The sequence below is a fragment of the Streptomyces pallidus (ex Mingjun et al. 2026) genome (assembly GCF_051550185.1).
Classification (GTDB): Bacteria; Actinomycetota; Actinomycetes; order Streptomycetales; family Streptomycetaceae; genus Streptomyces.
On the sequence record NZ_CP196181.1, the window covers coordinates 4,621,517 to 4,645,809 of the forward strand.

Annotated in this window: 18 protein-coding genes and 1 tRNA gene; 9 read left to right on the forward strand and 10 right to left on the reverse strand. The window is 73.9% G+C overall.

The window, feature by feature from the left end; genetic code table 11:
- The first annotated feature begins 90 nt into the window (after nt 1–90).
- Nucleotides 91–678, forward strand: coding sequence for a Uma2 family endonuclease (locus ACSHWO_RS20445; RefSeq protein ID WP_438313612.1), 588 nt, complete (start codon nt 91–93; stop codon nt 676–678).
- A 3-nt stretch (nt 679–681) separates the two neighbouring features.
- Here the strand turns inward: ACSHWO_RS20445 and pth are convergent, their stop codons facing one another.
- From pth to ACSHWO_RS20470, 5 genes are all read right to left on the reverse strand, one after another.
- Complete coding sequence (gene pth, locus ACSHWO_RS20450; protein WP_385849931.1) at nt 682–1,272, reverse strand: aminoacyl-tRNA hydrolase; 591 nt, start codon at nt 1,270–1,272, stop codon at nt 682–684.
- Between the two features lie 91 nt (nt 1,273–1,363).
- Entirely contained in the window at nt 1,364–1,948 is a 585-nt protein-coding gene (locus tag ACSHWO_RS20455) for a 50S ribosomal protein L25/general stress protein Ctc (protein WP_361098919.1), read from the reverse strand.
- Between the two features lie 210 nt (nt 1,949–2,158).
- The gene (locus ACSHWO_RS20460; RefSeq protein WP_179175499.1) at nt 2,159–3,136 is read right to left on the reverse strand and encodes a ribose-phosphate diphosphokinase; all 978 of its coding nucleotides are present in this window, start codon (nt 3,134–3,136) and stop codon (nt 2,159–2,161) included.
- Between the two features lie 147 nt (nt 3,137–3,283).
- On the reverse strand, nt 3,284–4,732 hold the full coding sequence (gene glmU / locus ACSHWO_RS20465) for a bifunctional UDP-N-acetylglucosamine diphosphorylase/glucosamine-1-phosphate N-acetyltransferase GlmU (RefSeq protein ID WP_385849933.1): 1,449 nt from the start codon (nt 4,730–4,732) through the stop codon (nt 3,284–3,286).
- Nucleotides 4,733–4,842: 110 nt separating this feature from the next.
- Nucleotides 4,843–4,913 (reverse strand) — tRNA-Gln (locus ACSHWO_RS20470).
- A gap of 196 nt (nt 4,914–5,109) precedes the next feature.
- On the opposite strand from ACSHWO_RS20470, the gene ACSHWO_RS20475 reads away from it, so the two are divergent.
- Nucleotides 5,110–6,423, forward strand: coding sequence for a sensor histidine kinase (locus ACSHWO_RS20475; protein WP_438313615.1), 1,314 nt, complete (start codon nt 5,110–5,112; stop codon nt 6,421–6,423).
- A 133-nt stretch (nt 6,424–6,556) separates the two neighbouring features.
- Here ACSHWO_RS20475 and ACSHWO_RS20480 read toward each other — a convergent pair whose 3' ends face one another.
- Together ACSHWO_RS20480 and ACSHWO_RS20485 are read right to left on the reverse strand one after the other, a co-directional pair.
- Complete coding sequence (locus ACSHWO_RS20480) at nt 6,557–7,069, reverse strand: SUKH-3 domain-containing protein (protein ID WP_385844771.1); 513 nt, start codon at nt 7,067–7,069, stop codon at nt 6,557–6,559.
- Nucleotides 7,070–7,080: 11 nt separating this feature from the next.
- Nucleotides 7,081–7,629: a YwqJ-related putative deaminase gene (locus ACSHWO_RS20485; RefSeq protein ID WP_361098931.1), complete on the reverse strand. Its 549-nt coding sequence runs from the start codon at nt 7,627–7,629 to the stop codon at nt 7,081–7,083.
- Nucleotides 7,630–7,858: 229 nt separating this feature from the next.
- Between ACSHWO_RS20485 and ACSHWO_RS20490 the strand changes: the two genes are divergently transcribed.
- The 3 genes from ACSHWO_RS20490 (at nt 7,859) to ACSHWO_RS20500 (ending at nt 12,524) form a co-directional block, all read left to right on the forward strand.
- Nucleotides 7,859–8,872, forward strand: coding sequence for an SMI1/KNR4 family protein (locus ACSHWO_RS20490; RefSeq protein ID WP_385844766.1), 1,014 nt, complete (start codon nt 7,859–7,861; stop codon nt 8,870–8,872).
- Nucleotides 8,873–8,879: 7 nt separating this feature from the next.
- Nucleotides 8,880–11,507, forward strand: a complete 2,628-nt coding sequence (locus ACSHWO_RS20495; RefSeq protein ID WP_438313618.1) for an SUKH-4 family immunity protein — start codon at nt 8,880–8,882, stop codon at nt 11,505–11,507.
- A gap of 123 nt (nt 11,508–11,630) precedes the next feature.
- Nucleotides 11,631–12,524 (forward strand): cellulose-binding protein, encoded by an 894-nt coding sequence (locus ACSHWO_RS20500; protein WP_385844760.1) that lies wholly within the window; start codon nt 11,631–11,633, stop codon nt 12,522–12,524.
- Between the two features lie 101 nt (nt 12,525–12,625).
- Here the strand turns inward: ACSHWO_RS20500 and ACSHWO_RS20505 are convergent, their stop codons facing one another.
- The gene (locus tag ACSHWO_RS20505) at nt 12,626–13,177 is read right to left on the reverse strand and encodes a CGNR zinc finger domain-containing protein (protein WP_438313620.1); all 552 of its coding nucleotides are present in this window, start codon (nt 13,175–13,177) and stop codon (nt 12,626–12,628) included.
- Nucleotides 13,178–13,258: 81 nt separating this feature from the next.
- Here ACSHWO_RS20505 and ACSHWO_RS20510 point away from each other — a divergent pair, with 81 nt between their 5' ends.
- Nucleotides 13,259–14,119, forward strand: coding sequence for an alpha/beta fold hydrolase (locus tag ACSHWO_RS20510; RefSeq protein WP_438313622.1), 861 nt, complete (start codon nt 13,259–13,261; stop codon nt 14,117–14,119).
- 27 nt (nt 14,120–14,146) lie between these two features.
- On the opposite strand, the gene ACSHWO_RS20515 is transcribed toward ACSHWO_RS20510, so the two are convergent.
- On the reverse strand, nt 14,147–14,980 hold the full coding sequence (locus ACSHWO_RS20515; protein WP_438313624.1) for a hypothetical protein: 834 nt from the start codon (nt 14,978–14,980) through the stop codon (nt 14,147–14,149).
- A 371-nt stretch (nt 14,981–15,351) separates the two neighbouring features.
- On the opposite strand from ACSHWO_RS20515, the gene mfd reads away from it, so the two are divergent.
- The 3 genes from mfd (at nt 15,352) to ACSHWO_RS20530 (ending at nt 21,655) form a co-directional block, all read left to right on the forward strand.
- Nucleotides 15,352–18,888: a transcription-repair coupling factor gene (gene mfd, locus ACSHWO_RS20520; RefSeq protein WP_438313626.1), complete on the forward strand. Its 3,537-nt coding sequence runs from the start codon at nt 15,352–15,354 to the stop codon at nt 18,886–18,888.
- A 617-nt stretch (nt 18,889–19,505) separates the two neighbouring features.
- The gene (locus tag ACSHWO_RS20525) at nt 19,506–20,156 is read left to right on the forward strand and encodes a hypothetical protein (RefSeq protein WP_385844745.1); all 651 of its coding nucleotides are present in this window, start codon (nt 19,506–19,508) and stop codon (nt 20,154–20,156) included.
- On the forward strand, nt 20,153–21,655 hold the full coding sequence (locus ACSHWO_RS20530) for a serine/threonine-protein kinase (RefSeq protein WP_361098957.1): 1,503 nt from the start codon (nt 20,153–20,155) through the stop codon (nt 21,653–21,655). Before ACSHWO_RS20525 ends, ACSHWO_RS20530 begins: the two co-directional genes overlap by 4 nt.
- Here ACSHWO_RS20530 and ACSHWO_RS20535 read toward each other — a convergent pair.
- The gene (locus ACSHWO_RS20535) at nt 21,631–24,117 is read right to left on the reverse strand and encodes a YfhO family protein (protein WP_438313629.1); all 2,487 of its coding nucleotides are present in this window, start codon (nt 24,115–24,117) and stop codon (nt 21,631–21,633) included. The genes ACSHWO_RS20530 and ACSHWO_RS20535 overlap by 25 nt on opposite strands.
- Nucleotides 24,118–24,293 lie beyond the last annotated feature (176 nt).

The window sequence follows — 24,293 nt, forward strand, 5'->3', positions numbered from 1 at the left end:
TCCGCGTCCGTCACACGACGTGATGACGCAGGCGGATACCGGCCGCTACCGTTGTGCTCCAGGGCCACACTTCCGTCCATGGGAGCAACCATGACCGCTGAGTCCGTCCACGACTGGTCGCGGCCCCCGCTGGACGGGTACACCGTGGACGATTTGCTGACGCTGCCGGACCTCCCGCGCCACACCGAGCTGATCGACGGGAGCCTGGTCTTCGTGAGTCCGCAGCGGTTCATCCATTCCGCGCTGACCGACTTCCTCGTCGCCCGACTGCGTATGACCACCCCTCGGTACATGACGGTCGCGCGTGAGATGACCGTGGTGATCGACAAACGCAACGGGCCCGAGCCGGACGTCTCGGTCGTACGGCGAGACGCCTGTACGAGCCCCATGCAGACCCACTTCCACGCCGCCGACGTCCTGCTTGCCGTCGAGGTGGTCTCGCCCGAGTCCGAAGCCCGGGACACGCAGACCAAGCTGCACAAGTACGCTGCCGCCGGGATTCCGAACTACTGGATCGTCAAGATCGAGGGCGACGAGATCATCGAACCGGTCGTGTACGTCTATGAGCTGGACCCCCACACCCGCGCCTACGTCTGCCAGGGGATCCACACCAAGCCGTTCAGCGTCGACCGGCCCTTCGCCGTCGACATCGACTTCGAAGGGCTCAACGACCTGTAGCCGTCAGGAGTTGTACGCGGACTGCGCCCGCTCCAGACCCTCCGTGATCAGGCACTCCACGGCGTCCGCCGACCGGTCCACGAACCAGTCCAGCTCCTTGCGCTCCGTGGAGGAGAAGTCCTTCAGCACGAAGTCGGCCACCTGCATCCGGCCCGGCGGGCGACCGATGCCGCACCGCACCCGGTGGTAGTCCGGCCCCATCGACTTCGTCATCGACTTCAGGCCGTTGTGCCCGTTGTCCCCGCCGCCCAGCTTCAGGCGCAGCGTCGCGTAGTCGATGTCCAACTCGTCGTGGACGGCCACGATCCGGTCCACCGGCACCTTGTAGAAGTCCCGCAGAGCCGTCACCGGACCGCCCGACAGGTTCATGAAGGACATCGGCTTGGCCAGCACCACGCGGCGGTTCGCCGGTCCCGGCGGCCCGATCCGGCCCTCGACCACCTGCGCCCGCGCCTTGTGCGCCTTGAACTTCCCCCGGATCCGGTCGGCCAGCAGGTCGACCACCATGAACCCGATGTTGTGGCGGTTGCCCGCGTACTCCGCCCCGGGATTCCCCAGGCCGACGATCAGCCAGGGTGCCGCGTCGTCCGACATCACAAAGCTCCTTAACGTGGACGACCGCCGCCCTGCTCCAGTGGAACAGAACGGCGGTCGTTCAGCATCAGCTGAAAGGGAAGGGCGAGGCTCAGGCCTCGGCGCCCTCGGCCTCGACCTCGGCCGGCGCCTCGACCTGGGCGGCGACGACCTGCAGGACGACGGCGTCGGCCTCGGTCACCAGGGCGACGCCCGACGGCAGCGCGATGTCCTGGGCGTGGACGGAGGCACCGGCCTCCAGGCCCGCGACGGAGACCGTCAGGGCCTCGGGCAGGTGGGTGGCCTCGGCCTCGACCGAAACGGTGGCGAGGACGTGCTCCAGCAGGTTGCCGCCGGCGGCCAGCTCACCCTCGGCCTGGACCGGAACCTCGACGGTGACCTTCTCGCCCTTCTTGACGGCGAGGAAGTCGACGTGGTCGACGGTGCGCTTCAGCGGGTCCTTCTGGACGGCCTTGGGGATGACCAGCTCGGTGCCGTCGCCCGCGATGTCCAGGGAGATCAGGACGTTCGGGGTCTTCAGCGCCATGGTGAGGGCGTGGCCCTCGACGGCGACGTGCTTCGGGGCCTCGCCGTGGCCGTAGATGACCGCGGGGATCTGCTTGTTGCGGCGGGTCGCACGGGCGGCACCCTTGCCGAACTCGGTGCGGATCTCAGCGGAGAGCTTGACCTCGGACATGATCACTCCTCGTGGGTGACGGAAAACGGACAACGGTCACCCGGCCACGAAACGGCCTGCTACGAAGAGCGCGTCGATAACGGAGCACCGGCACCTTCACGAAAAAGGCGCGGCCTCCCTCGCCGAGCAACTCGTCGAGTCTACCCGGCGGGGAGGCCGCGCCCAAAAGGATCTACCGCGGGCCCCGGAGCGGGGCCCGCCGTCCGGTCCTTACTGCTGCTCCTCGAAGAGGCTCGTCACCGAGCCGTCCTCGAACACCTCGCGCACGGCGCGCGCGATCGTCGGGGCGATCGACAGCACCGTGATCTTGTCGAGCTCCAGGTCGGACGGGTCCGGCAGTGTGTTCGTGAACACGAACTCGCTGACCTTGGAGTTCTTCAGGCGGTCCGCAGCCGGGCCGGACAGGATGCCGTGCGTGGCCGTCACGATGACGTCCTCCGCGCCGTGCGCGAAGAGCGCCTCGGCGGCGGCGCAGATCGTGCCACCGGTGTCGATCATGTCGTCGACCAGGACGCAGACGCGGCCGCGGACCTCGCCGACCACCTCGTGGACGGTCACCTGGTTGGCGACGTCCTTGTCACGGCGCTTGTGCACGATGGCCAGCGGCGCGTCCAGGCGGTCGCACCAGCGGTCGGCGACGCGCACGCGGCCGGCGTCCGGGGAGACGATCGTCAGCTTGGTGCGGTCCACCTTGGCGCCCACGTAGTCCGCGAGGACCGGGAGGGCCGACAGGTGGTCCACCGGGCCGTCGAAGAAGCCCTGGATCTGGTCCGTGTGCAGGTCGACCGTCAGGATGCGGTCCGCGCCCGCGGTCTTCAGCAGGTCGGCGACCAGGCGGGCCGAGATCGGCTCGCGGCCCTTGTGCTTCTTGTCCTGGCGGGCGTACCCGTACGACGGGATGATCACCGTGATGGAGCGGGCCGACGCGCGCTTCAGCGCGTCCAGCATGATCAGCTGCTCCATGATCCACTTGTTGATCGGAGCCGTGTGGCTCTGGATCAGGAAGCAGTCCGCACCGCGCGCCGACTCCTGGAAGCGGACGTAGATCTCACCGTTGGCGAAGTCGAAAGCCTTGGTCGGCACGAGCTGGACGCCCAGCTGGTGCGCAACCTCCTCGGCCAGCTCGGGGTGGGCGCGGCCGGAGAAGAGCATCAGCTTCTTCTCGCCGGTCGTCTTGATCCCGGTCACAGCACAGTCTCCTCAGACGTGTTGAAAGCTGCTCGCCCCCGCGTGCGTCCGTCCCGCACACGGTGAGCCAGCCGAATTGCGTGCACCTATCACGGTACGCCGTCTCGGGCGTACTTGTTTCCGGACAGTTCACCCGGAAGGGCTTTCTCAGCCCTCCGCGGACCCGTCCTGGGCCGCCGACTGTGCCGCCGACGCAGCAGCACTCCCCGGACGCTTGCGGGCCACCCAGCCCTCGATATTCCGCTGCTGGCCACGTGCGACGGCCAGTGCGCCGGGCGGCACATCCTTGGTGATCACGGATCCGGCCGCCGTGTAGGCGCCGTCCCCGATCGTGACGGGCGCCACAAACATGTTGTCCGAGCCCGTCTTGCAGTGCGAGCCGACCGTGGTGTGGTGCTTGTGCTCGCCGTCGTAGTTCACGAACACGCTCGCCGCGCCGATGTTCGTGTACTCGCCGATCGTCGCGTCACCCACGTACGACAGGTGCGGGACCTTCGTGCCCTCGCCGATCGTCGCGTTCTTCATCTCGACGTACGTACCGGCCTTCGCCTTCAGGCCGAGGTTCGTGCCCGGGCGCAGGTACGCGTACGGGCCCACCGACGCGGACTCGCCGATCACCGCGGAGTCCGCCACCGTGTTGTCCACCCGGGCCCTCGGGCCCACCTGCGTGTCCTTCAGCCGGGTGTTCGGGCCGACCTCGGCGCCCTCGGCGACGTGCGTCGAGCCGAGCAGCTGCGTGCCCGGGTGCACGAGCGCGTCCTGCCCGAAGGTCACCGTGACGTCCACGAACGTGCTCGCCGGGTCCACGACCGTCACGCCCGAGAGCATCGCCCGCTCCAGCAGCCGCGCGTTCAGCAGCGCCCGCGCCTCGGCCAGCTGCACCCGGTTGTTGATGCCGAGGATCTGGCGGTGGTCGCCGCCCACGGACGCGCCCACGCGGTGGCCGGCCTCCCGCAGGATGGCGAGCACGTCGGTGAGGTACTCCTCGCCCTGGCTGTTGTCCGTCCGCACCTTGCCCAGGGCGTCGGCCAGCAGGGCGCCGTCGAACGCGAACACACCGGAGTTGATCTCCCGGATCGCGCGCTGCTCCTCGGTGGCGTCCTTGTGCTCGACGATCGCGGTGACCGCGCCGCTCTCCGCGTCGCGGACGATGCGGCCGTAGCCGGTGGAGTCCGGGACCTCGGCGGTCAGGACGGTGACGGCGTTGCCGTCGGCGCCGTGGGTCGCGACCAGGGCCGACAGGGTCTCGCCGGTCAGCAGGGGGGTGTCGCCGCAGACGACGACCACGGTGCCGTCGATCGGACCGCCGAGCTCCTGGAGCGCCATGCGGACGGCGTGCCCGGTGCCGTTCTGCTCGTGCTGGACGGCCGTGCGGACGCCGGCGTCGATGGCGGAGAGGTGCGCGGTGACCTGCTCACGGGCGTGGCCGACGACGACCACGAGGTGCTCGGGGTCGAGCTCGCGCGAGGCGGCGACGACGTGCCCCACGAGCGACCGCCCGCAGATCTCGTGCAGGACCTTGGGAGTGGCCGACTTCATGCGGGTGCCCTCACCCGCTGCGAGTACGACGACGGCTGCCGGGCGGTTGGCGCTCACGGGTGTGCCCTTCGGCTTCGGGTGGTGGACTCCCGAAGGATACCGGGGGGTCAGGGGCCGTGAACGAGGGCGGGCCCTGACCTTCCGGTCAGGGCCCGAACCCGTACGTGCTCCCCCGCCAGGATTCGAACCCGGACATAAGGTACCAAAAACCTCAGTGCTGCCATTACACCACAGGGGATGGTAAAACTGACCAAATTGGACATTTGGCCCGTCGGTTGAACCGACGGACCCCACTATGCCGCACCAAGTGCCTTCGACGCGACGGTACTAGTCGCAGCCGGCGCACAAGCGGACGATCAAGCAGTTCCCCAGTCGAAACCGGTGGGCGAATTCCGGTCAAGGGCGCAACGGGGCCGCTGCGTACGCTGGACGGCATGACCAGTACGGGGGAGTTGCAGGGCGGGGCCGGGCGTGCCGGGCCCCTGTGGTGGGAGCGCCCGCGGTCCGCGGTGCTCGACGGGGGGATCGCGGTGGTGTCGGCCGCGGAATGTGCGGCCCAGGGGGTGGCCTTCGCACATGAAACCGGGATCCCGGCGGCCGCGGGGGCGCTGTTCGGCGTCCTCGCCGGGTCGGTGGTGCTGCTGCGGCGGCGCTGGCCGGTCGCCGTGGTGCTGGTGGGGATCGCCGTGGCACCGGCGGCGATGGGCATGGTGCTCGGCGTCGTCGGGCTGTACACGCTCGCCGTCAGCGAGGTGCCGCGCCGCATCACCGCCACGCTGACCGTGCTGGCGCTGGTGGCGACCTTCGTCGTCCTGTACGTGCGCACCAGCGGGGACGTCGGGGCCACGCACGGGGTCGTGCTCGTGCTGTCCGGGGTCCTGGCGGTGGCGCTCAACGTGGTGCCGGTCCTCCTCGGCCTCTACATGGGGGCCAGGCGGCGGCTGATGGAATCCCTGCACGAGCGGGCCGACTCCCTCGAACGGGAACTGCTGCTGCTGGCGGAGCGGGCGGAGGAGCGGGCCGAGTGGGCCCGCCGCGAGGAGCGCACCCGCATCGCCCGCGAGATGCACGACGTGGTCGCGCACCGGGTGTCGCTGATGGTGGTGCACGCGGCGGCGCTCCAGGCCGTGGCGGCCAAGGACCCGGTGAAGGCGGCGCGGAACGCGGCGCTGGTGGGGGACATGGGCCGGCAGGCGCTCACCGAACTGCGGGAGATGCTCGGAGTGCTGCGCGCACCGGCGCCGGCGGCGAAGCCGCCCGCGGCCGGGGCGGCCGGGGCGGCCGGGGCGGCCCCGGCGGCGGTGGCGGCGGCGGTCGCGGTCGCGGCGGCGCAGGGCCCGGAGGACGGGCCGACGCTCGCGGAGCTGGAGGCGCTGGTAGGGCAGTCCCGGGCGGCCGGGATGGCGGTGGACCTCGACGTCCGCGGTGCGGGCGGTGCGTATCCGGCCGAGGTGGAGCAGACGGCGTACCGGGTGGTGCAGGAGGCGCTCACCAACTGCCACAAGCACGCGCCGGGCGCGAAGGTCGTGGTGCGCCTCGCCCACCGGGACGGTGAGGTGGCGATGCAGGTGGAGAACGGGCCCGGTGCGGCGGACGTGGCCCGGCCCGAGCTGCCCAGCGGCGGCAACGGACTGGTCGGGATGCGGGAGCGGGTGCTCGGGCTGGGCGGGGTGTTCGTGTCCGGCCCGACGGACGCCGGCGGCTTCCGGGTGTCGGCGGTACTGCCGGGCGCCGCCGGGCACGGGTGACCGCACGGGACGGCCGCACAGGGACGACCGCACAGGGATGACCGCGCAGGGCCGCGTCGGGGCCGCCCGCCGGAGCCGTGCCCCGGCGCACCGCACCCCGGCGCACGGGGTGCGGTGCGCCGGGGCGGGCGGGTCAGGAGGCGGCGGTGAGGCGGGCCGGCTGGAGGCCGGTCAGCAGGAGGGTGAGGGCCTCGTCCATGCCGGAGCCGAGGTACCAGTCGCCGGTGTGGTCGACGGCGTAGACCCGGCCCTCCCGGTCGATGGCCAGGTGGGAGGCGCCGTCGGAGTCGACGCCCAGTGGGCAGAGCTGGGTGGACAGGGCGCGGCCGAGGTCGGCGAAGGTACGGGCGAGGTGCAGCCCGGTGAGCGGGTCCAGGCGCACCGGGACGGGCGCTATCTGGCGGCCGGGCCCGGGCGCGGTGACCGAGAGGCCGCCGAACTCGGCCCAGGCCTCGACCGCGGCGGGGAAGACGGTGTGCCGGTGCCCGGCGGGCGTGGCGTGGTCCCGGAGCGCGTCGGCCCAGTACTCGGCCTGCTTGATGTCCCAGCGGCCCGGCTCCCAGCCGGCGGTGCGCAGGGCGGTGTCCACGACGGCCGGGAAGCGGGTGGCCGAGGAACGGTCGTAGGAGGCGGAGGAGGTGGTCATGGTGGCGGGGGTCAGGCCCTCTCGGAGGCGGGTGTGAGGTCGACGGGTCGTACGCCGAAGTGGGCGAGGAGGGCCTCGCAGGACCGGCAGGGGGGCGCGTAGCTGCCGTGCAGCGGGTCGCCGTCCTCGCGGATCCGGCGGGCGGTGATCTTGGCGTTCTTCAGCGAGCGGCGGGCCTCGCCGGCGGTGAGCGGCTTGCGGGAGGCCCGCTTGCTGCGGGCCTGCTCGGTGGCGGTCAGGTGCCGGGAGAGGAGTATCGCCTCGGGGCAGCGGCCGGTGAAGCGTTCGCGCTGGCTGCTGGTGAGGGTGTCGAGGAAGTCCTGGACGAGCGGATGCAGGGCGGGCGGCTGGTCGGCCTTGCCCGCGGTGCCGGTGAGGGTCTCGCCGCGTACGGAGAGGGCGGCGGCGACGGTGGGGAGGATGCCGTCGCGGCGGAAGCGGGGTACGGGCACGGCGGAACGGCCGCCGGCGGCGCTCCAGCGCAGGCGCGGGTCCGAGGCGGGTCCGGCGGCTTCCGGGCCGGTGTCGGCTGCCGTTGTGCGTGTTGCCGTGTTCTGCATGTCGCGTCTTCCCTCCCGTGGCTGCGGTGATGGCTGCTGTCGCGCACGCCCCCGTGCCGTGGGGACAGCCTGTCAAATGTCCTCGGTGGTGTGGAACGGGGGTCGAATATTCGTATCAATTCGGATGTTCCCGGCCGTCGGGTGGGTGCGTGGCTCGGGGGCGGCTGCCCCCCTTGCCGGAGCACATAGGCTGTGGTGAACCAGCCAGATCCAGCAGGGGGCTACTGCCATGACGACAGGTCGGCTCGGCCAGCACGCCGCGCCACCCAACGCCGCGTACTCGGGGCAGGTCGTGCATTTCCCGGACCCGGTCCGGGCCGCTCGGCATCCCCACGGCGTGCGGATGGGCGCGCAGGGACATCCCGACTTCTCCGCGTACGCGCGCGCGGCGGTGGAGATCGCCGAGCCGCCCGAGGGTTTCGGCGTGGACGAGCTGCGGCTGACGGACTACGTGTCCGCGAACGCGGCGATGCGCGCGGCGGGCCACCCGCTGTGGGACACCGTCGGGCCGGTGGCGACCCCGCACGGCTGGACCTGGCACCACGTGGCCGGGACACGGCGGATGGAGCTGGTCCCCGTCGAGGTGAAGGCGCTGCTGCGGCACCACGCCGGGCTGGCGACGGCGCCCGTCGACCACGAGAAGCGGGGGACGCGGCCGCTGCAGGAGCTGCGCCCGGTGCACATGGGGCTGCCGAAGTCGGTGGTCTCGGTGTCGGAGCAGCAGGTCCAGGGGATCGAGGAGGACCTCGGCTACCGGCTGCCGGAGGCGTACCGCTCGTTCCTGAAGGCGGCGGGCGGCTGCGCGCCGGTCGGCGTCGGCCTGGACGTGGAGCTTGGCGTGCTGGTGGACCAGCCGTTCTTCACCGTGCGTGAGGAGGCGGCGATCAACGACCTGGTGTACGTCAACAAGTGTCTGCGCGACCACCTGACGAAGGACTACCTGTGCGTCGCGTTCGCGCAGGGCGGCCTGCTCGCACTGAAGGTGAAGGGCGAGGGCCTCGGTTCGGTCTGGTTCTCCCCGTACGACGACGGGCGCGACCGGGACGGCTGGTCCGTCCAGGAGCGCGTGGAGCGGCTGTTGCTGCCGTGCGGTGCAGATTTCGATGCCTTTCTCGAACGACTGGCCGGAAATCCACCGGAGTTGGAGACCGTCGCCGGTCTGATGGTGGACGGCGGATTCGCACGCTCGGTTCCCGTGGAGGGGCCGGTTCCGGTGCCGGGTGCGGCACCGGTGGAGGGATGACAGCGCGATGGTGACGTTTGCGCAGGCGCAGGAGCGTGCCGAGGAGTGGATCAACGGGGACGTGCCCCCCTACCAGCACCGCGAGGTGCGGGTGCGGGAGTTCGGGCTCGGCTTCGTGGTGTGGGCGGAGGACCGTCCCGGCGGCCCCGTGTCCGCGGGTGGCCGGCAGCGGCTGGTCATCGCCCGGGACAGCGGTGAGGTGACGCTGTGGCCGGGGCTGCCGGTGGGCGAGGTCATCCGCCGGTACGAGGAGGAGTACGGGGCTGCGGCCGCTCCGGCGGCGGAGGCCTCCGTGCCGTCGCCGCGGATCGACTCGGAGCAGACGTCGTTCATGCTGAGCCCGCCGGAGTGGCTGCAGGAGGCCGCGGACCGGGCGGGGATCCCGGGCGGACCGGCCTCTTCGGGCTCGGGCCCGGGCTCGGGCGTGGGGTCGGCCGCGGAGTCCGCGACTCCGGCGGGTCCGGTGCCGGCCGCCGCCTCCGCGGCCGGGCCGGAGCCGGTGCCGCTGCGGCGCGAGGTGCCGTACGAGCCGACGGCCAATGACGGCGTGCCCGCCGGAGCGACCCCGTGGGCCGGAACGGATGTGAACCCCGGGGCGGACGAGGGCTCGGTGCCGCTGCCGGCGACCGTGTTCGCCCCGCCGCTGTCCGGATCGGACCTGGAGGAGCTCGCGCCGCCCGCCGGCGTCTCCCCGGAGGCCAAGACCACGCTGATGGCCGGCGGCAGCCAGCTCCCGAAGACGGCGATCGCCCCCGCGGTCGACCTCGGGGCGGGCGCACCGCCGCTGCCCGGCCCCGGGACCCCCGAGGCGCTGGCCCAGGAGCCCACCGGCGGGGCCCCCGCCACGCCGTCGGCGATGCCGCCGGTGCCGCCCGCACCTCCCGGTGCGCCCGCGCCCGGGCCCCTGCCCGCCTCCGCCGAGGCGCTGGCCCAGGAGCCCACCGACCGGGCCCCCGTCGCGCCGTCCGCGCCGCCCGCGCCTCCGGCTGCTCCCGCCGTTCCCGCGCCGGGTCAGCCGCCGGTCCCGCCCGGGCCGCCGGGTGCTCCGGCTTCGCTCGGTCGTGGGCTGGACCATGCCGCGACCATGCTGGCGGGTCCGGCCGTGGTCGCGGGTGGGCCTCCGGCGCCTCCTGGTCCGCCTGGTGTTCCGGGTGGGTCGAACGGTGCGGGTGTGGGTCAGCCGCCGGCTCCGCCCGGGCCGCCGGGTGCTCCGGCTTCGCTCGGTCGTGGGCTGGACCATGCCGCGACCATGCTGGCGGGTCCGGCCGTGGTCGCGGGTGGGCCTCCGGCGCCTCCTGGTCCGCCTGGTGTTCCGGGTGGGTCGAACGGTGCGGGTGTGGGTCAGCCGCCGGCTCCGCCCGGGCCGCCGGGTGCTCCGGCTTCGCTCGGTCGTGGGCTGGACCATGCCGCGACCATGCTGGCGGGTCCGGCCGTGGTCGCCGGCGGCCCCCCGGCCCCTCCCGGCCCGCCCGGAGCCCCCGGGGCCGGTCAGCCGCCCGCGCCTCCCGGCCCGCCCGGAGCCCCGGGCGGGCCCGGTGCGCCCGGTACACCCCCGCACGGCATCGACCACGCCGCGACCATGCTGGCCGGTCCCGCCGTCGTCGGCGGACCGCCCCCGTCTCCCGGCCCCGTGCCGGGGCCCGCGGCACCCACCGGCGCACCCACCGTCGGCCCGGGCTACCAGGCCGTGCTCCGCTACCGCGCGCCCGACGGCTCCGAGCAGCAGATCATCCGCCGCTCGGCGCCCGGCACCCCGCACCCGGAGTGGCAGATCCTGCACGAGCTGCGCGCCATGAACGTGCCGCCGCAGCAGGTGCTCGAACTGCACACCGAGCTGGAGTCGTGCGAACTGCCCGGCGGCTACTGCGCCCGGATGATCCGGGAGACCTGGCCGCAGGTCCGGATCACCAGCGTGGCCCCGTACGGCAAGGACCACGCCGGACGCCAGGCCGGCATGCGGCACCTGCTCACCCATCAGGGCGAGCTGCACCAGGTTGCCGACGGCCCGGCGCGCCCCGCGCCGGTACGGGCCCCGCTGCCGCAGGTCCAACTGCAGCCCGCGATCCCGCTCGACGCGATCGGCTCGGAACTGGTCGGGGCGTTCGGCCCGCAGGGCGTGTTCCGCTTCGACCAGCGGGCCGTGTCCCGCCAGGGCGTGCCGGAGATCGTGGCGCAGACCCTGGTGTGGGCGGGCCTGCCCGTCGATTTCGGGCCGTTCTTCTGGGCGCAGGCGGTGCCGGGGCAGCCGGTGCCGACGCTGGCCGAGCTCGCCGCGCAGCGGCAGGTGCAGCCCGCGTCGGACGCGGGCTCGTACCTCGTCATCGGCAGTGACTTCGGCAAGGCGCTGTGCGTGCAGTACGGGACCGCGCACATCGTCGCGGTTCCGGTGGAGGGCGGTCCCGGCGGAGCCCCGGTGCCGCCGCAGTTCGTCAATTCGAGCCTGCCGCAGTTCGTGCGGTCGCTGGCGATGCTGGGTCACATGTGGCGGCTGCGCCAGCATCTGACACCCGAACAGGCGGGCCGCTGGACCGTCGATTTCCAGGCGAACCTCGCCGGTCTGGACACCGCGGCCCTGACCTCGCCCGAGAGCTGGTGGTCCGTGCTGCTGGAGCAGATGTGGGACGGACTGCTCTGATCGGATGATCGGTTCAGTGGCCGGGCCGGGACCCTGGAACGGGGTCCCGGCCCGGCCATTCCGGCTTCTGGCCGCAAATGACGCATCCTTGACAGGAATCCCCGCGAGAGAGGCGCTCCCAGCATGGCTGCACAATGGTCCCCTCACGGACAGGGTTTCGCGATCGTACGAGGTCGCGGCTACCGGACCGACCAGGTCGACCGGTACGTCGCACGGCTGTTCGCCGGCCGTGACGAGGCATGGGAGCGGGTGGCGCGGCTGACCGTCCTCGCCAAGCAGATGGAGGAGGAGGCCGAGCGGCTACGGGAAGCCGTGGCCTCCCTCGTCCCCCACCAGTACGAGGACCTCACCGAGCGCGCCCGCCGGATCTTCGCGCTGGTCGTCGAAGAAGCGGAGGCGCTGCACGCCGAGGCGCGGGCCGACGCGGCCGACGCGATCAGCGCGGCCGAGGCCTACGCCGAGCGGTCGGCCGAACTGGCCCGGCAGGACGCCGAGGCCGTCCGCGAACAGACCGAGGTCCGCGCGCGGCAGGGGCTGCAGGCCGCCGAACGGGAGGCCGAGGAACTCCTCGCGGAGGCCCGTGAGGACGGCGCCGCCTGGCGGGCCCAGGCGCAGGCCGGGCTCGTGGAGACGCGGCGGCGGGCCCACGAACTGCTCGCGGAGCGGGAGCAGGACCAGGCCGACCGGTGGGAGGCCGCCCAGCGGGAGATCGCCCGGCGCGAGGCCGACGTGGCCGAACGGCTCGCCGAGCTCGAACGGCAGGCCGAGGCCCGCCTCGCGGAGGCGCGCCGCGGGTACGCCGAGGCCGAGGAGGCGGCGCGGCACGGGCAGGAGGACGCGGAGGCGCAGGCCGCCGACCTGATCGCGCAGGCGCGGGTGCAGGAGGAGCGGATCGGGCGCGAGACGGAGCGGGTGCTGCGCGAGCACGCGGAGGCGGAGGACGAGATGCGGGCGCACATGAGCCATGTGCGGGCCAGCCTCGCCGCGCTGACGGGGCGGGCCGCGGCGGAGGGCTGACCGGGGCGCGGCTGCGGGGTGCGGCCCCGGGCCGCCCCGAGCGCCGACGGAGCCGGGGGCTGACGGCCGCGGGGCCCGTCCCTCGAACGAAGGAACGTCCGTCAGGGCTTGTGGCGGGCGTAGTAGCGGGCCACGCGGGCCCGGTTGCCGCAGGCCGAGGCGACGCACCAGCGTCGGCGGGGGTGTGCCGGCAGGAAGAGCAGGACGCAGTTCGCGCCTTCGCACTGCCGGATCTCCCGGACCCGGGGGTCGGTGAGCAGGGCGGCGACGGCCTCGGCGAGTTCCGCCGCGAGCCGGTCGGCGGTCGCCGCGTCACGGCGGGGGGCGGCGGTCAGGCCGGACTCCGGGGTCCAGAGCAGTTCGCGGTGGGCGGGGGCCGCGGCCGAGGCCTCGTTCAGTGCCCGCAGGGCGGCCACGGGCGGGCGTTCGCCGGCCCGTACGGCCGCGAGGGCGAGCCCCGCCGCCTCCCGTACGGCGTGCACGGCGGCCACCTCCGCCGCTCCCACCGGGTCGACGGCCGTGAGGCGCCCCGCCTGCTCGTCCAGCCAGGCCGCGAGCCCCGCCGGATCGGCGATCAGGTCTCCGCGCCCGGCCGGCCGGGTGTTCAGCAGGTCCAGGGCCAGCGGTTCACCGAGGAGCGGGAAGACGTTCATGAGGCTAACGGTAGTTGATGCCCTTGACCCATTACACGCCCTCGGTAAAACTAATGGGAAAGTCATCTTGGGAGGCATGTGATGCAGCAGCACGTGAGCCACCGCACCGCCGATGTGGACGGAGTCCGCGTCGCCTACCGCGAGAGCGGCCCCGCCGACGGGCCGGTCCTGCTCCTCCTGCACGGCTTCCCCACCTCCTCGCACCAGTTCGCCCGGCTCATGGACGCGCTCGGCGACATCCCGTACCGGCTGATCGCCCCCGACCACCCCGGCTTCGGCCGCACCGAGGCCCCGGACGGCTTCACCTACACCTTCGACCGGCTCGCCGACGTCCTGGAGGGCTTCACCGACGCCCTCGGCCTCGACCGGTACGCCCTGTACGTCTTCGACTTCGGCGCGCCGGTCGGCCTGCGCCTGGCCGCGCGGCGCCCCGAGCGGGTGTCGGGCCTGATCGTCCAGAACGGCAACGCCTACGAGGAGGGCCTCTCGGACGCCGCCCGCGCGTTCATCGCCCTCCGGCGGGCCGACCCCGGCGCGGAGGAGCAGGTCCGCGGGCTGTTCACCGCCGAGGGCATCCGCTTCCAGTACGAGACCGGGGTCGCCGAACCCGCCCTGCTCAACCCCGACAACCAGACCCTCGACCTGCACTACATCAACCTGCCGGGCCGCAACGACGCGCAGGCCGACCTGGCCTTCGACTACGCCTCCAACCTGGCCCACTACCCCGTCTGGCAGGCCTGGCTCCGGAGCTCCCGCGTCCCGGTACTGGTCGTCTGGGGGGCGGGGGACCCCTTCTTCACCCCCGCCGGGGCCAAGGCCTACCTGCGCGACGCCCCCGACGCCGAGGTCCACGTCTTCGAGGGAGCCGGCCACTTCGCCCTCGAAACCCACCTCCCGGCCATCACGCCCCTGATCGCCGACTTCCTCGCGAAGCTCCCCTGACCGGCCGCCGCTCCGCCGCGTGCCGCGTCAGGCCGCCGCGCCGGCGTACGCGTACGGGTCGCTCCGCAGCCCCCGGGCCACCACGACCACCGCGAGGGTGCCGCCGCCCGGAGCGGCGGTCCCCTCGGGCAGCGGTGCGGACAGCACTCCCGTGTCCGCGTCGTACCGCGTCGGCAGGGCCTGCCCGTCGACCTCCACGCGGGCGTCGGGGGTGAAGCCCCCGCCCCGGACGACGGCGGCCCCGTCCGCCACCGTCACCCCGGTGATCACCGGGTTCGGCCGCGTCGCCATCTTGTTCACCAGGTACGCGCCGGCCGGCGCCCCCGTGAGCGCCCAGATCTGCGCGGGCAGTTCCGGCAGCCCGCGGCCCACGTCCGAGAGGAAGAACAGCACCACGTACAGCATGGTGACCACGCTGAGGGCCACGTACTGCAGGTCGACGAGGTCGGTGCGCCCGCTGTCGTTCGCGATGAGCTCCCGCAGCGGCCGTCGTCCCGATGCGGTCGGCTGCGCCGCGGGTTTGGCGAGGGAGCCGTTCTCCAGCCGGATCCCGACGACCGCCTTGGCGGCGATCAGGGCCACGTACGGGCCGCCGAGCAGCGGCAGGTAGACCGAGGTCAGGGAGGACAGCGGGCCGGGCTCGCCGGTGAAGTAGCGGGTGCCGCCGCCCGCGGTGAGCCCGTAGGCGAGGATCGTCAGCAGCAGCCAGACGAGGATGACCGTCCAGGCGAGCGCGAGGGCGGTCGAGGTGGACAGGCGGCCGTCGCGGCCGGTGACGAGCGCGGGGCGGCGGCGCAGCCGCCAGCCGACCGGTCCCGTGACGGCGGCCAGTAAGACGAGCGCGAGCAGTGTCGAAGCCATCTCTTCCCCCGGGTGACGACGCGGATCTCCAACCCCAGAGGTGTACTCCCGCGGCAGCGTCCATGACAAGCGCGGGCGGGTCAGGACGAGCAGTGCGGCCACGGCCCCGCGCGGCCGGCGGCGGCGTCCGCGAGCAGCTCCGGCCGGGCGAGCGCCTCGGACACCGGTCGTCACGGGGGCGCGCAGGCCCCGGCGACCCGAAAGGGTGGCCGGGGCCTGCGCCGTACGCCCGCCCCGCGCCGCCCGCCGACGCCGTCCGTTGCCGTTTGCGGGAGGTCCGGTCGGGGCCGCGGGCGTAGGGTGGGAAACCCCGGCCCGCATGCGTGTCGGGCCCTTCGCGTTGCCCCTCCACCGGACGGAAAGCCTCCTTCATGAGCCTGCACGGACTGCTCGACGCCGTCACCCGGGACCCCGCCGTCGCCGAGGCGGTCACCGCGGCCGGGGACGGCAACCGCATGCACGTGGACCTCGTCGGCCCGCCCGCCGCCCGGCCCTTCGCGATCGCCGCGCTGGCCGCACGGACCGGCCGGACCGTGCTCGCGGTCACCGCCACCGGCCGGGAGGCCGAGGACCTGGCCGCCGCACTGAGGTCGTTCCTGCCGCCCGAGGAGGTGGCGGAGTACCCCTCCTGGGAGACGCTGCCCCACGAGCGGCTCTCGCCGCGCAGTGACACCGTCGGCCGACGCCTGGCCGTGCTGCGCCGGCTGGTCCACCCGAGCAAGGACGACCCGGCGGCGGGACCCGTCTCCGTGGTGGTTGCACCGATCCGCTCCGTGCTCCAGCCGCAGGTCAAGGGGCTCGCCGACCTGGTTCCCGTGAGCCTGCGGCAGGGCGGGAGCGCCGACCTCGGCGAGGTCACCGAGGCCCTCGCCGCAGCCGCGTACGCCCGCGTCGAGCTGGTGGAGAAGCGCGGCGAGTTCGCCGTCCGCGGCGGCATCCTCGACGTGTTCCCGCCCACCGAGGAACACCCGCTCCGCATCGAGTTCTGGGGCGACGAGGTCGAGGAGATCCGCTACTTCAAGGTCGCCGACCAGCGGTCCCTGGAGGTCGCCGAGCACGGCCTGTGGGCCCCGCCCTGCCGTGAGCTGCTGCTCACCCCGCAGGTCCGCGAGCGCGCCGCCGCCCTCGCCGAGGACCACCCCGAGCTCGGCGAACTCCTGAACAAGATCGCCGAGGGGATCGCGGTGGAGGGCATGGAGTCCCTCGCCCCCGTCCTCGTCGACGACATGGAACTGCTCGTCGACGTCCTCCCGGCCGGAGCCATGGCCGTGGTCTGCGACCCGGAGCGGGTGCGCACCCGGGCCGCCGACCTGGTGGCCACCAGCCAGGAGTTCCTCATGGCTTCCTGGGCGGCCACCGCCGGTGGCGGCGACGCCCCCATCGACGTCGGCGCGGCCTCCCTGCGCGGGATCGCCGACGTCCGCGACCGGGCCCGCGAGCTCGGCATGATGTGGTGGTCGGTCTCCCCGTTCGCCGCCGCCGAAGCCGAGGACCTCGCCGCCGACACGCTCAAGCTGGGCATGCACGCCCCCGAGACCTACCGCGGGGACACCGCCCGGGCCCTCGCCGACACCAAGGCCTGGCTCGCCGACGGCTGGCGCACCGTCTACCTCACCGAGGGCCACGGCCCGGCCGCCCGCACCGTCGAGGTCCTCGGCGGGGAGGGCATCGCGGCCCGCCTGGAAGCCGACCTCGGCACCCTGGAGCCGCACCTGGTCCACGTGACCTGCGGCTCCCTGGCCACCGGCTTCGTCGACCCGGCGCTGCGCCTGGCCGTCCTCACCGAGACCGACCTCACCGGGCAGCGCACCGCCACCAAGGACCTGGGCCGGATGCCGACCCGGCGCCGCAAGTCCGTCGACCCCCTCACCCTGGAGGTCGGCGACTACATCGTCCACGAGCAGCACGGCGTGGGCCGCTACCTGGAGATGGTCCAGCGGACCGTGCAGGGCGCCACCCGCGAGTACCTCCTCGTCGAGTACGCCCCCGCCAAGCGCGGCCAGCCCGGCGACCGCCTGTACATCCCGACCGACCAGCTGGAGCAGGTCACCAAGTACGTCGGCGGCGAGGCGCCCACCCTGCACCGCCTCGGCGGCGCCGACTGGACCAAGACCAAGGCGCGCGCCAAGAAGGCGGTCAAGGAGATCGCCGCCGACCTGATCAAGCTGTACAGCGCGCGGATGGCGGCCCCCGGCCACACCTTCGGCCCGGACACGCCCTGGCAGCGGGAGCTGGAGGACGCCTTCCCCTACGCGGAGACGCCCGACCAGCTGACCACCATCGCCGAGGTCAAGGAGGACATGGAGAAGTCCGTCCCCATGGACCGCCTGATCTGCGGCGACGTCGGCTACGGCAAGACCGAGATCGCGGTGCGGGCCGCGTTCAAGGCCGTCCAGGACGGCAAGCAGGTCGCCGTCCTCGTCCCGACGACGCTCCTCGTGCAGCAGCACTACGGGACCTTCTCCGAGCGCTACAGCCAGTTCCCCGTCAACGTGAAGGCGCTGTCCCGGTTCCAGAGCGACACCGAGTCCAAGGCCACCCTGGAGGGCCTGAAGGACGGCGCGGTGGACGTCGTCATCGGTACCCACCGGCTCTTCTCCCAGGAGACCAGGTTCAAGGACCTGGGCCTGGTCATCGTCGACGAGGAGCAGCGCTTCGGCGTCGAGCACAAGGAGCAGCTGAAGAAACTGCGGGCCAACGTCGACGTGCTGACGATGTCCGCGACGCCGATCCCGCGCACCCTGGAGATGGCGGTGACCGGCATCCGCGAGATGTCGACGATCACCACCCCGCCGGAGGAGCGGCACCCGGTGCTCACCTTCGTCGGCCCGTACGAGGAGAAGCAGATCGGCGCGGCGATCCGGCGCGAGCTGCTGCGCGAGGGCCAGTGCTTCTACATCCACAACCGGGTCGAGTCCATCGACCGGGCCGCGGCCCGGCTGCGCGAGATCGTGCCCGAGGCGCGGATCGCGACCGCCCACGGCCAGATGTCCGAACAGGCCCTGGAGCAGGTCGTGGTGGACTTCTGGGAGAAGAAGTTCGACGTGCTCGTCTCGACGACGATCGTCGAGTCGGGCATCGACATCTCCAACGCGAACACCCTCATCGTCGAGCGCGGCGACAACTTCGGCCTCTCCCAGCTGCACCAGCTGCGCGGCCGCGTCGGCCGCGGCCGCGAGCGCGGGTACGCCTACTTCCTCTACCCGCCGGAGAAGCCGCTCACCGAGACCGCGCACGAGCGCCTGGCCACCATCGCCCAGCACACGGAGATGGGCGCGGGCATGTACGTGGCGATGAAGGACCTGGAGATCCGCGGAGCCGGAAACCTGCTCGGCGGCGAGCAGTCCGGCCACATCGCGGGCGTCGGCTTCGACCTGTACGTGCGGATGGTCGGCGAGGCGGTGGCGGACTACCGGGCGTCCCTGGAGGGCGGGGTGGAGGAGGAGCCGCCGCTGGAGGTCAAGATCGAGCTGCCGGTCGACGCGCACGTCCCGCACGACTACGCGCCGGGCGAGCGGCTGCGCCTGCAGGCGTACCGGTCGATCGCGTCGGCCAACTCGGAGGACGACATCAAGGCGGTCCGCGAGGAACTCACCGACCGCTACGGCAAGCTGCCGGAGCCGGTGGAGAACCTGCTGCTGGTCGCCGGCCTGCGGATGCTCGCCCGGGCCTGCGGGGTCGGGGACATCACCCTCCAGGGCAACAACATCCGCTTCTCGCCGGTGGAGCTGCGCGAATCGCAGGAGCTGCGCCTCAAGCGCCTCTACCCGGGGACGGTCGTCAAGGCCGCGGCCTCCCAGGTGCTGGTCCCGCGGCCGAAGACCGCCCGGGTGGGCGGCAAGCCGCTGGTCGGCCGCGAGCTGCTGGCCTGGACGGGCGAGTTCCTCACCACGGTCCTGGGCTCCTGAGGCCCGGGCGGCGGCCCGGCCCGGGCCGCCGCCCGTTCCGCGTCGCCGCCCGGCCGGTGCGCGTAGTGGTCGTGCAGGAAGCCGAGGTCGCCGTTGAGGAGGAGGACGCCGCACCTGCGCCGTCCTGACCGGGGCCTGCCCCGTGGCCTCGTACGCGTCGCGCAGGACGGCGGCGGGATCGCGGCCCGCCAGGACGTCGGCCGTCGCGGCCGGCGACGGCGACGGCGACGACGAGGCGGAAGCGGAAGCGGAGGCCGACGCGGCCTTCCCCGGCTGCGGCCCGCAGGCGGCGCAGGCGGGCAGCGCTGCGCCGACGAGCGCGGCGGCTCCGGATTTCCTGGTGGGCAAAGCGAGTTCCCCCCGGGCGAATGGTCGAAGGCGCCGAGATCAACCCGCGGGTACGTTCCCCCGTCGACCGGATGTCCGGGTCGCGGGCCGCAGCCCGGTGCCCGAGCGCGGAGAATGCGCCGGCCCGGAGCGCGCCCGGGGGTGCGACGCGCCGCCGCGGGCGCCAGTGCGGCAAGCCTGCAACGGTTGCGCGCATCCCCTCGATGGCGGCCGGAAACGCTGTATACCCTCAGACCTGAACTTGTCGACACGGTCCGTCAGGAGCAGCGATGCACGGCCCCGGCCTCCCGCCGCAGCATGGCCCCCAGCCCACCTCCGGGGGTGTGGTGGCACTGCGCGTGCTGTTCGCCCTGATTCCCGTCCTGAGCTGCGGCTTCCTCGGGTGGGCCGCATTGCTTCGGCTGGCGATCCTCACCCGCCGGACCGCGGACTGGGTCCTGCTGGTCGTCAACTTCCTGCTGACCGTCGGCTGGATCGCGCTGATCGGTGCGGACCCGACGCCCGACACCGACGGCTGGCAGGGCAACACCGGTGCCCTCGGCGTGATCTGCACCGGCGTGGTGACGTGCATCTACTTCCTGGTGGCGGACATCCGCCACTACGAGAACAGGGCGGCCCGCGCCGCCTGGTACCCGTCGCAGTCCGCCCCGTACGTGCCGCCGCAGCAGACCCAGCCCTCGCAGCCCGGGTACGGCTACCCGCAGGCGCAGACCCAGCCGATGCAGCCCCGCCTCCAGACCCGGCCCATGCCGCCGCAGCCGCAGTCCCAGCCGCAGACGCCGGCCCCGGGCCCCGGCCCCGTCAACCCGCCGCGCATCGGACAGGTCCGCGCCGAACTCGACGAGCTGAGCGAGCTGCTGCGCAAGCAGACCCCGCCGCCCACGCCGCCCCGCCCCGAGGGTGAGGGCCAGGCCCGGTGACGGACGACGACCGGATCATCGGCGAGCGCTACCAGCTGGCCTCGCTGCTCGGCCAGGGCGGCATGGGCCAGGTGTGGACGGCGTACGACCAGCGCCTGGACCGGCGCGTGGCTGTCAAGCTGCTGCGCCCGGACAAGGTGGCCGGGCCCGGCTCGGTCGCCGACGAGCTGCGCCGCCGCTTCGTGCGCGAGTGCCGGGTCACCGCGCAGGTGGACCACCCGGGCCTGGTAACGGTCCACGACGCGGGCAGTGACGGCGACGAGCTGTTCCTCGTCATGGGGTACGTCGAGGGCGAGAACCTGGCCGACCACCTCGCCGCCCGCGACACCTACCCGTGGCAGTGGGCCGTGGCGGTGGTCGCGCAGCTGTGCGGGGTGCTGTCCGCCGTGCACGCGGTGCCGATCGTGCACCGCGACCTCAAGCCGCGGAACGTGATGATCCGCCCCGACGGCACCGTCCTGGTCCTCGACCTCGGTGTCGCCTCGGTGATGGACACCGACACCACCCGCCTCACCAGCACCGGCACGCCGATCGGCAGCCCGGCATACATGGCGCCCGAGCAGGCGATGGGCGGCGCGGTCGGCCCGTACACCGACCTGTACGCCCTGGGCGTGCTGCTGTACGAACTCCTCAGCGGGAACGTCCCGTTCGCAGGGTCCACCGCGCTCGGCGTGCTGCACCGGCACCTGTACGAGCCGCCGGTCCCGGTGCGCCGCACCCGCCCGGAGATCCCGCACCAGCTGGAGGCGGTCCTGCTGCACCTGCTGGCCAAGGACCCGCAGGACCGGCCCGCGTCCGCGCAGCAGGTGTACGAGGCCCTCGCGCCGCTGCTGCCCAAGCAGGGCGCCCCGGCCGCGACCCTCGACCCCACCCGTCCCTTCCTGCGCCCGCACGCCCCCTGGCCGGACCGGGCCGCGGCGATCCCGCCGCAGCCGACCGCGCCGCCGTCCCGGCCGGACATCCCGGCCGCCGTCGACGAGGCCCGCAGCCTGCTCGACCAGGGCCGGCTCACCCAGGCCGTGGACATCCTCGGCGGGATCCTGCCGGCGGCCGCCGCGGAGCACGGGGAGCACTCGCCGGTGGTCCGCAGCCTGCGCAAGCAGTACGCGGCCACGCTCATGGACGACGGCCAGTACCGCCGGGCCCTGCCCGAACTGCGCCGCCTGGCCGACGAGTTCCCGGCCGGTGACGCGCAGGCGCTGCGGTTCCGCTACGACGCGGCCCAGTGCCTGGAGCAGCTCGGGGAACCGGCCGCGGCGCTGGCGGAGTACCGCTCGCTGCTGCCGCTGTTCGAGAACCACTACGCGAACCCGGACCCGGGGCTGCCGCTGGAGGTCCGCCGCCGGATAGCGCACCTGCTGCTGTCGCTGGGCGACCGGGCGGCCGCCCACGACACCCTGGCCCGGCTGCTGTTCGACGCCGAGCGGGTGCACGGCCCCGGACACCCGTTCTCCGCCGAGGTCCGCCGCACCCTTCAGTGGCTGGGCCGGGTCCGCTGACGCCGCCGCCGCCCCACCGCCAGGCCGGCCACCGCCAGCAGGGCGGCCGCGGCGGCCGCCGTACCCGGTAGCAGGCCCGGCGGCCGGAACGTGCAGACCACCTCGGTGGTGCCGGGGGCCACGGGCACGGCGACCAGGCCCAGGTGGGCCGCCGCCGGGCGGCCGTTGCAGGTCCAGCCGGCGATGGCGGGCGCGGCCAGCACCGCCGTGCCCTCGGACGCCGGGGGCAGGGTGGCGCGGACGCCCGCCGGGCCGATCCGCACCGACTCGGCGGCCCGTGCCCGCAGCCCGGCCACGGCCGCGTCCAGTCGTCCGCGGTCCAGGCAGGACAGCGTCCAGCGGGGCGGGGCCGGGGCCTCGAAGACCAGCGCGGAGGACACGCCGTGCGAGGGGCCGAGGGGCTGCAGGGCCGCCCGGTTGCGGGGCGCGTTGCCGTTCAGGCGGAAGGCGGGCCCGTCGGCGAGGCGGGCCTTCGCGTTGTACTCGGGGGCCCACAGGAAGGCCTCGGTGCCCGCGCGGCACACCGCGGGCCCGACCGGGTCCTCGTACACCCGGGCGCCCAACAGGAGTTCCTGGTTGGCGAAGGGCGACTCCCCGTAGGCGGGGGCGGGGCCGGGCGGGCGGAGCGTGACCAGCGGGAGCGTGTCGGGGCGGGCGACCGTGCCGTCCGGCCGGAGCCGGGCGCCGACCCCGAAGAGGGCGTCGGTCACCGGGTTGTCGATGCTCTGCACGTTGCGCCCGCGCGAGGTCCAGCCGGCGCCGAGGGCGGCCATGGTGCGGGTGAACACGTCCGGGGTGTGGCTGCTGTAGTAGGCGCCGCCCTCCCCGCCCAGCAGCAGCGGGTCGTTGCCCGACAGCGCCGGGCGGCTGGGGTCGGTGCGGTACGCGGGCCAGCCGTCGGCCCCGGCCAGGGCGGCGGCCCGGGCGGTGTGGGCACGGCCCCAGGAGGGGTAGTCGTCCAGCCCGCCCAGCTTGCCCCGGTGGCCGAACGCGGTGGTGGCCGCGGCCTGTCCGGCCAGGACGGCGGCCAGGACGGCCACGGCAGGCGCCGTGAGCCGGCGCCGCGCGGGCGAGGGCGCCCGGCCGGGGGAGGATGCCCGGCCGGGCGGTTCGGGAGCGGCGGGCGCGGGCCGCAGCAGCCACCAGGCCGCCGCGGCCAGCGCGAGGCCGCCGCAGAACAGGGCGAGCCCCCAGCCCGTGGCCAGCGGGCTGCCGCTCGCCGCGAGGGCCGCCGCACCCAGCACCGCGGCCCCGGCCGCGAGCGCCCGCGGCCCCGGCGGCCCGCCGGCCAGCGCGGTCCAGGCCGCGATGACGGCGATCCCGGCGAGCACGAAGGTCTGCCGGTACGGGCTGCCGTTGGGGGTGGAGAACACGTGCCAGGCCAGGTGGGTCGGCGTCCACTGGAAGGAGACCAGCACCGCCGCGACCAGGCCCGTCCACCACAGCCGGGAGCGCAGCGGCACTCCGCGGTGGAAGGGGAGGGCGGTCACCAGCAGCAGCGTGCCCGTCCCGACGAAGACCGCGGGGGAGGAGAAGGAGTAGGTGCCGGGCAGCAGGCGGGCGAACACGTCCGCCCACGGCACCGGCCGGAACTCCCGGCTCCACCCGGGGTAGGCCTGCCGGGAGCTCAGGAACAGCGGCGCCAGCACCGGGGCGGACACGGCGATGCCCAGCAGGGTGGCGGCCGCCGCCCGGACCACCACCGACAGCCGCTCCCGTACCTCCGGACGTGTGAGCACCACCCGTACCAGGAGCACCAGGGCGGCGCCCAGGGTGGCCATGTAGGCGGTGTAGAAGTTCGCGGTCCAGCAGACCGCGGCGACGAGCACGGCGACCGTGAACCGGCGCCGGCGCAGCGCCCATTCGCCGGTCAGGCACAGCATCGGAAACGCGATCAGCCCGTCCAGCCACATCGGGTTGTACGCGGCCTCGATCACCGACCAGCCGCACAGCGCGTACGAGGCCCCCAGCAGCCCCGCCGCCCACCACGGGCCGCGGGCCTGCGTGCGCAGCAGCCAGGCCATGGCCGCCGCCGCGGCCGCCGTCTTCGAGACGGTGACGACGTACACCGCGAGGTCGATGTCCTGCCGCGGGAAGAGGGCGACGAGCGGGGCGAACGGGCTCGCCAGGTAGGTGCCGAAGTCCGGCAGGAAGCTCGTGCCGTAGCCGGACTGCCAGTTGAGCAGCAGCCCGCCGCGGGCCCGCCCGTGCAGCAGGTCCCACAGGTGGGCGTGGAAGGGGACGAACTGGTTGCCGAGGTCGTTGACGCTGCGGTGGCGGTGCCCGTACGGGAAGACGCGGGCGGCCGCGTCCCCGGCGCAGACGGCCACCGTGGTGAGCAGGGCGGCGAGCGCCGAGCCCGCCAGGCTGGGGCGGCGCGGGGAGCGGCGCGCGGATTCCGGCCGGGACCGGACCGGCGGCCGGAGCGGCGGGCGGTGCGGGGAGCGGAGCGGTGTCGGCATGGTGGGCCGACCCTGCCACCCGCGGGGGACCCGGGGGTGGCCGCAGGGTGGCCCGGACACCAACCCTGGACGCCGACACGCGCGCCGGACGCCGCCGCGGGCGTACCGCGACACCCCGGGAATCGTTGGTCGAACCGGTGGCTCGGACCACCCGGACTGCATACCATCGATCACCG

What these genes read in the sequence shown, in the direction of transcription:
- ACSHWO_RS20445 (WP_438313612.1), top strand. Translation starts at nt 91, where the DNA reads ATGACCGCTGAGTCCGTCCACGACTGGTCGCGGCCCCCGCTGGACGGG.
- pth (WP_385849931.1), bottom strand. Translation starts at nt 1,272, where the DNA reads ATGTCGGACGACGCGGCACCCTGGCTGATCGTCGGCCTGGGGAATCCC.
- ACSHWO_RS20455 (WP_361098919.1), bottom strand. Translation starts at nt 1,948, where the DNA reads ATGTCCGAGGTCAAGCTCTCCGCTGAGATCCGCACCGAGTTCGGCAAG.
- ACSHWO_RS20475 (WP_438313615.1), top strand. Translation starts at nt 5,110, where the DNA reads ATGACCAGTACGGGGGAGTTGCAGGGCGGGGCCGGGCGTGCCGGGCCC.
- ACSHWO_RS20480 (WP_385844771.1), bottom strand. Translation starts at nt 7,069, where the DNA reads ATGACCACCTCCTCCGCCTCCTACGACCGTTCCTCGGCCACCCGCTTC.
- ACSHWO_RS20485 (WP_361098931.1), bottom strand. Translation starts at nt 7,629, where the DNA reads ATGCAGAACACGGCAACACGCACAACGGCAGCCGACACCGGCCCGGAA.
- ACSHWO_RS20490 (WP_385844766.1), top strand. Translation starts at nt 7,859, where the DNA reads ATGACGACAGGTCGGCTCGGCCAGCACGCCGCGCCACCCAACGCCGCG.
- ACSHWO_RS20495 (WP_438313618.1), top strand. Translation starts at nt 8,880, where the DNA reads ATGGTGACGTTTGCGCAGGCGCAGGAGCGTGCCGAGGAGTGGATCAAC.
- ACSHWO_RS20500 (WP_385844760.1), top strand. Translation starts at nt 11,631, where the DNA reads ATGGCTGCACAATGGTCCCCTCACGGACAGGGTTTCGCGATCGTACGA.
- ACSHWO_RS20505 (WP_438313620.1), bottom strand. Translation starts at nt 13,177, where the DNA reads ATGAACGTCTTCCCGCTCCTCGGTGAACCGCTGGCCCTGGACCTGCTG.
- ACSHWO_RS20510 (WP_438313622.1), top strand. Translation starts at nt 13,259, where the DNA reads ATGCAGCAGCACGTGAGCCACCGCACCGCCGATGTGGACGGAGTCCGC.
- ACSHWO_RS20515 (WP_438313624.1), bottom strand. Translation starts at nt 14,980, where the DNA reads ATGGCTTCGACACTGCTCGCGCTCGTCTTACTGGCCGCCGTCACGGGA.
- mfd (WP_438313626.1), top strand. Translation starts at nt 15,352, where the DNA reads ATGAGCCTGCACGGACTGCTCGACGCCGTCACCCGGGACCCCGCCGTC.
- ACSHWO_RS20525 (WP_385844745.1), top strand. Translation starts at nt 19,506, where the DNA reads ATGCACGGCCCCGGCCTCCCGCCGCAGCATGGCCCCCAGCCCACCTCC.
- ACSHWO_RS20535 (WP_438313629.1), bottom strand. Translation starts at nt 24,117, where the DNA reads ATGCCGACACCGCTCCGCTCCCCGCACCGCCCGCCGCTCCGGCCGCCG.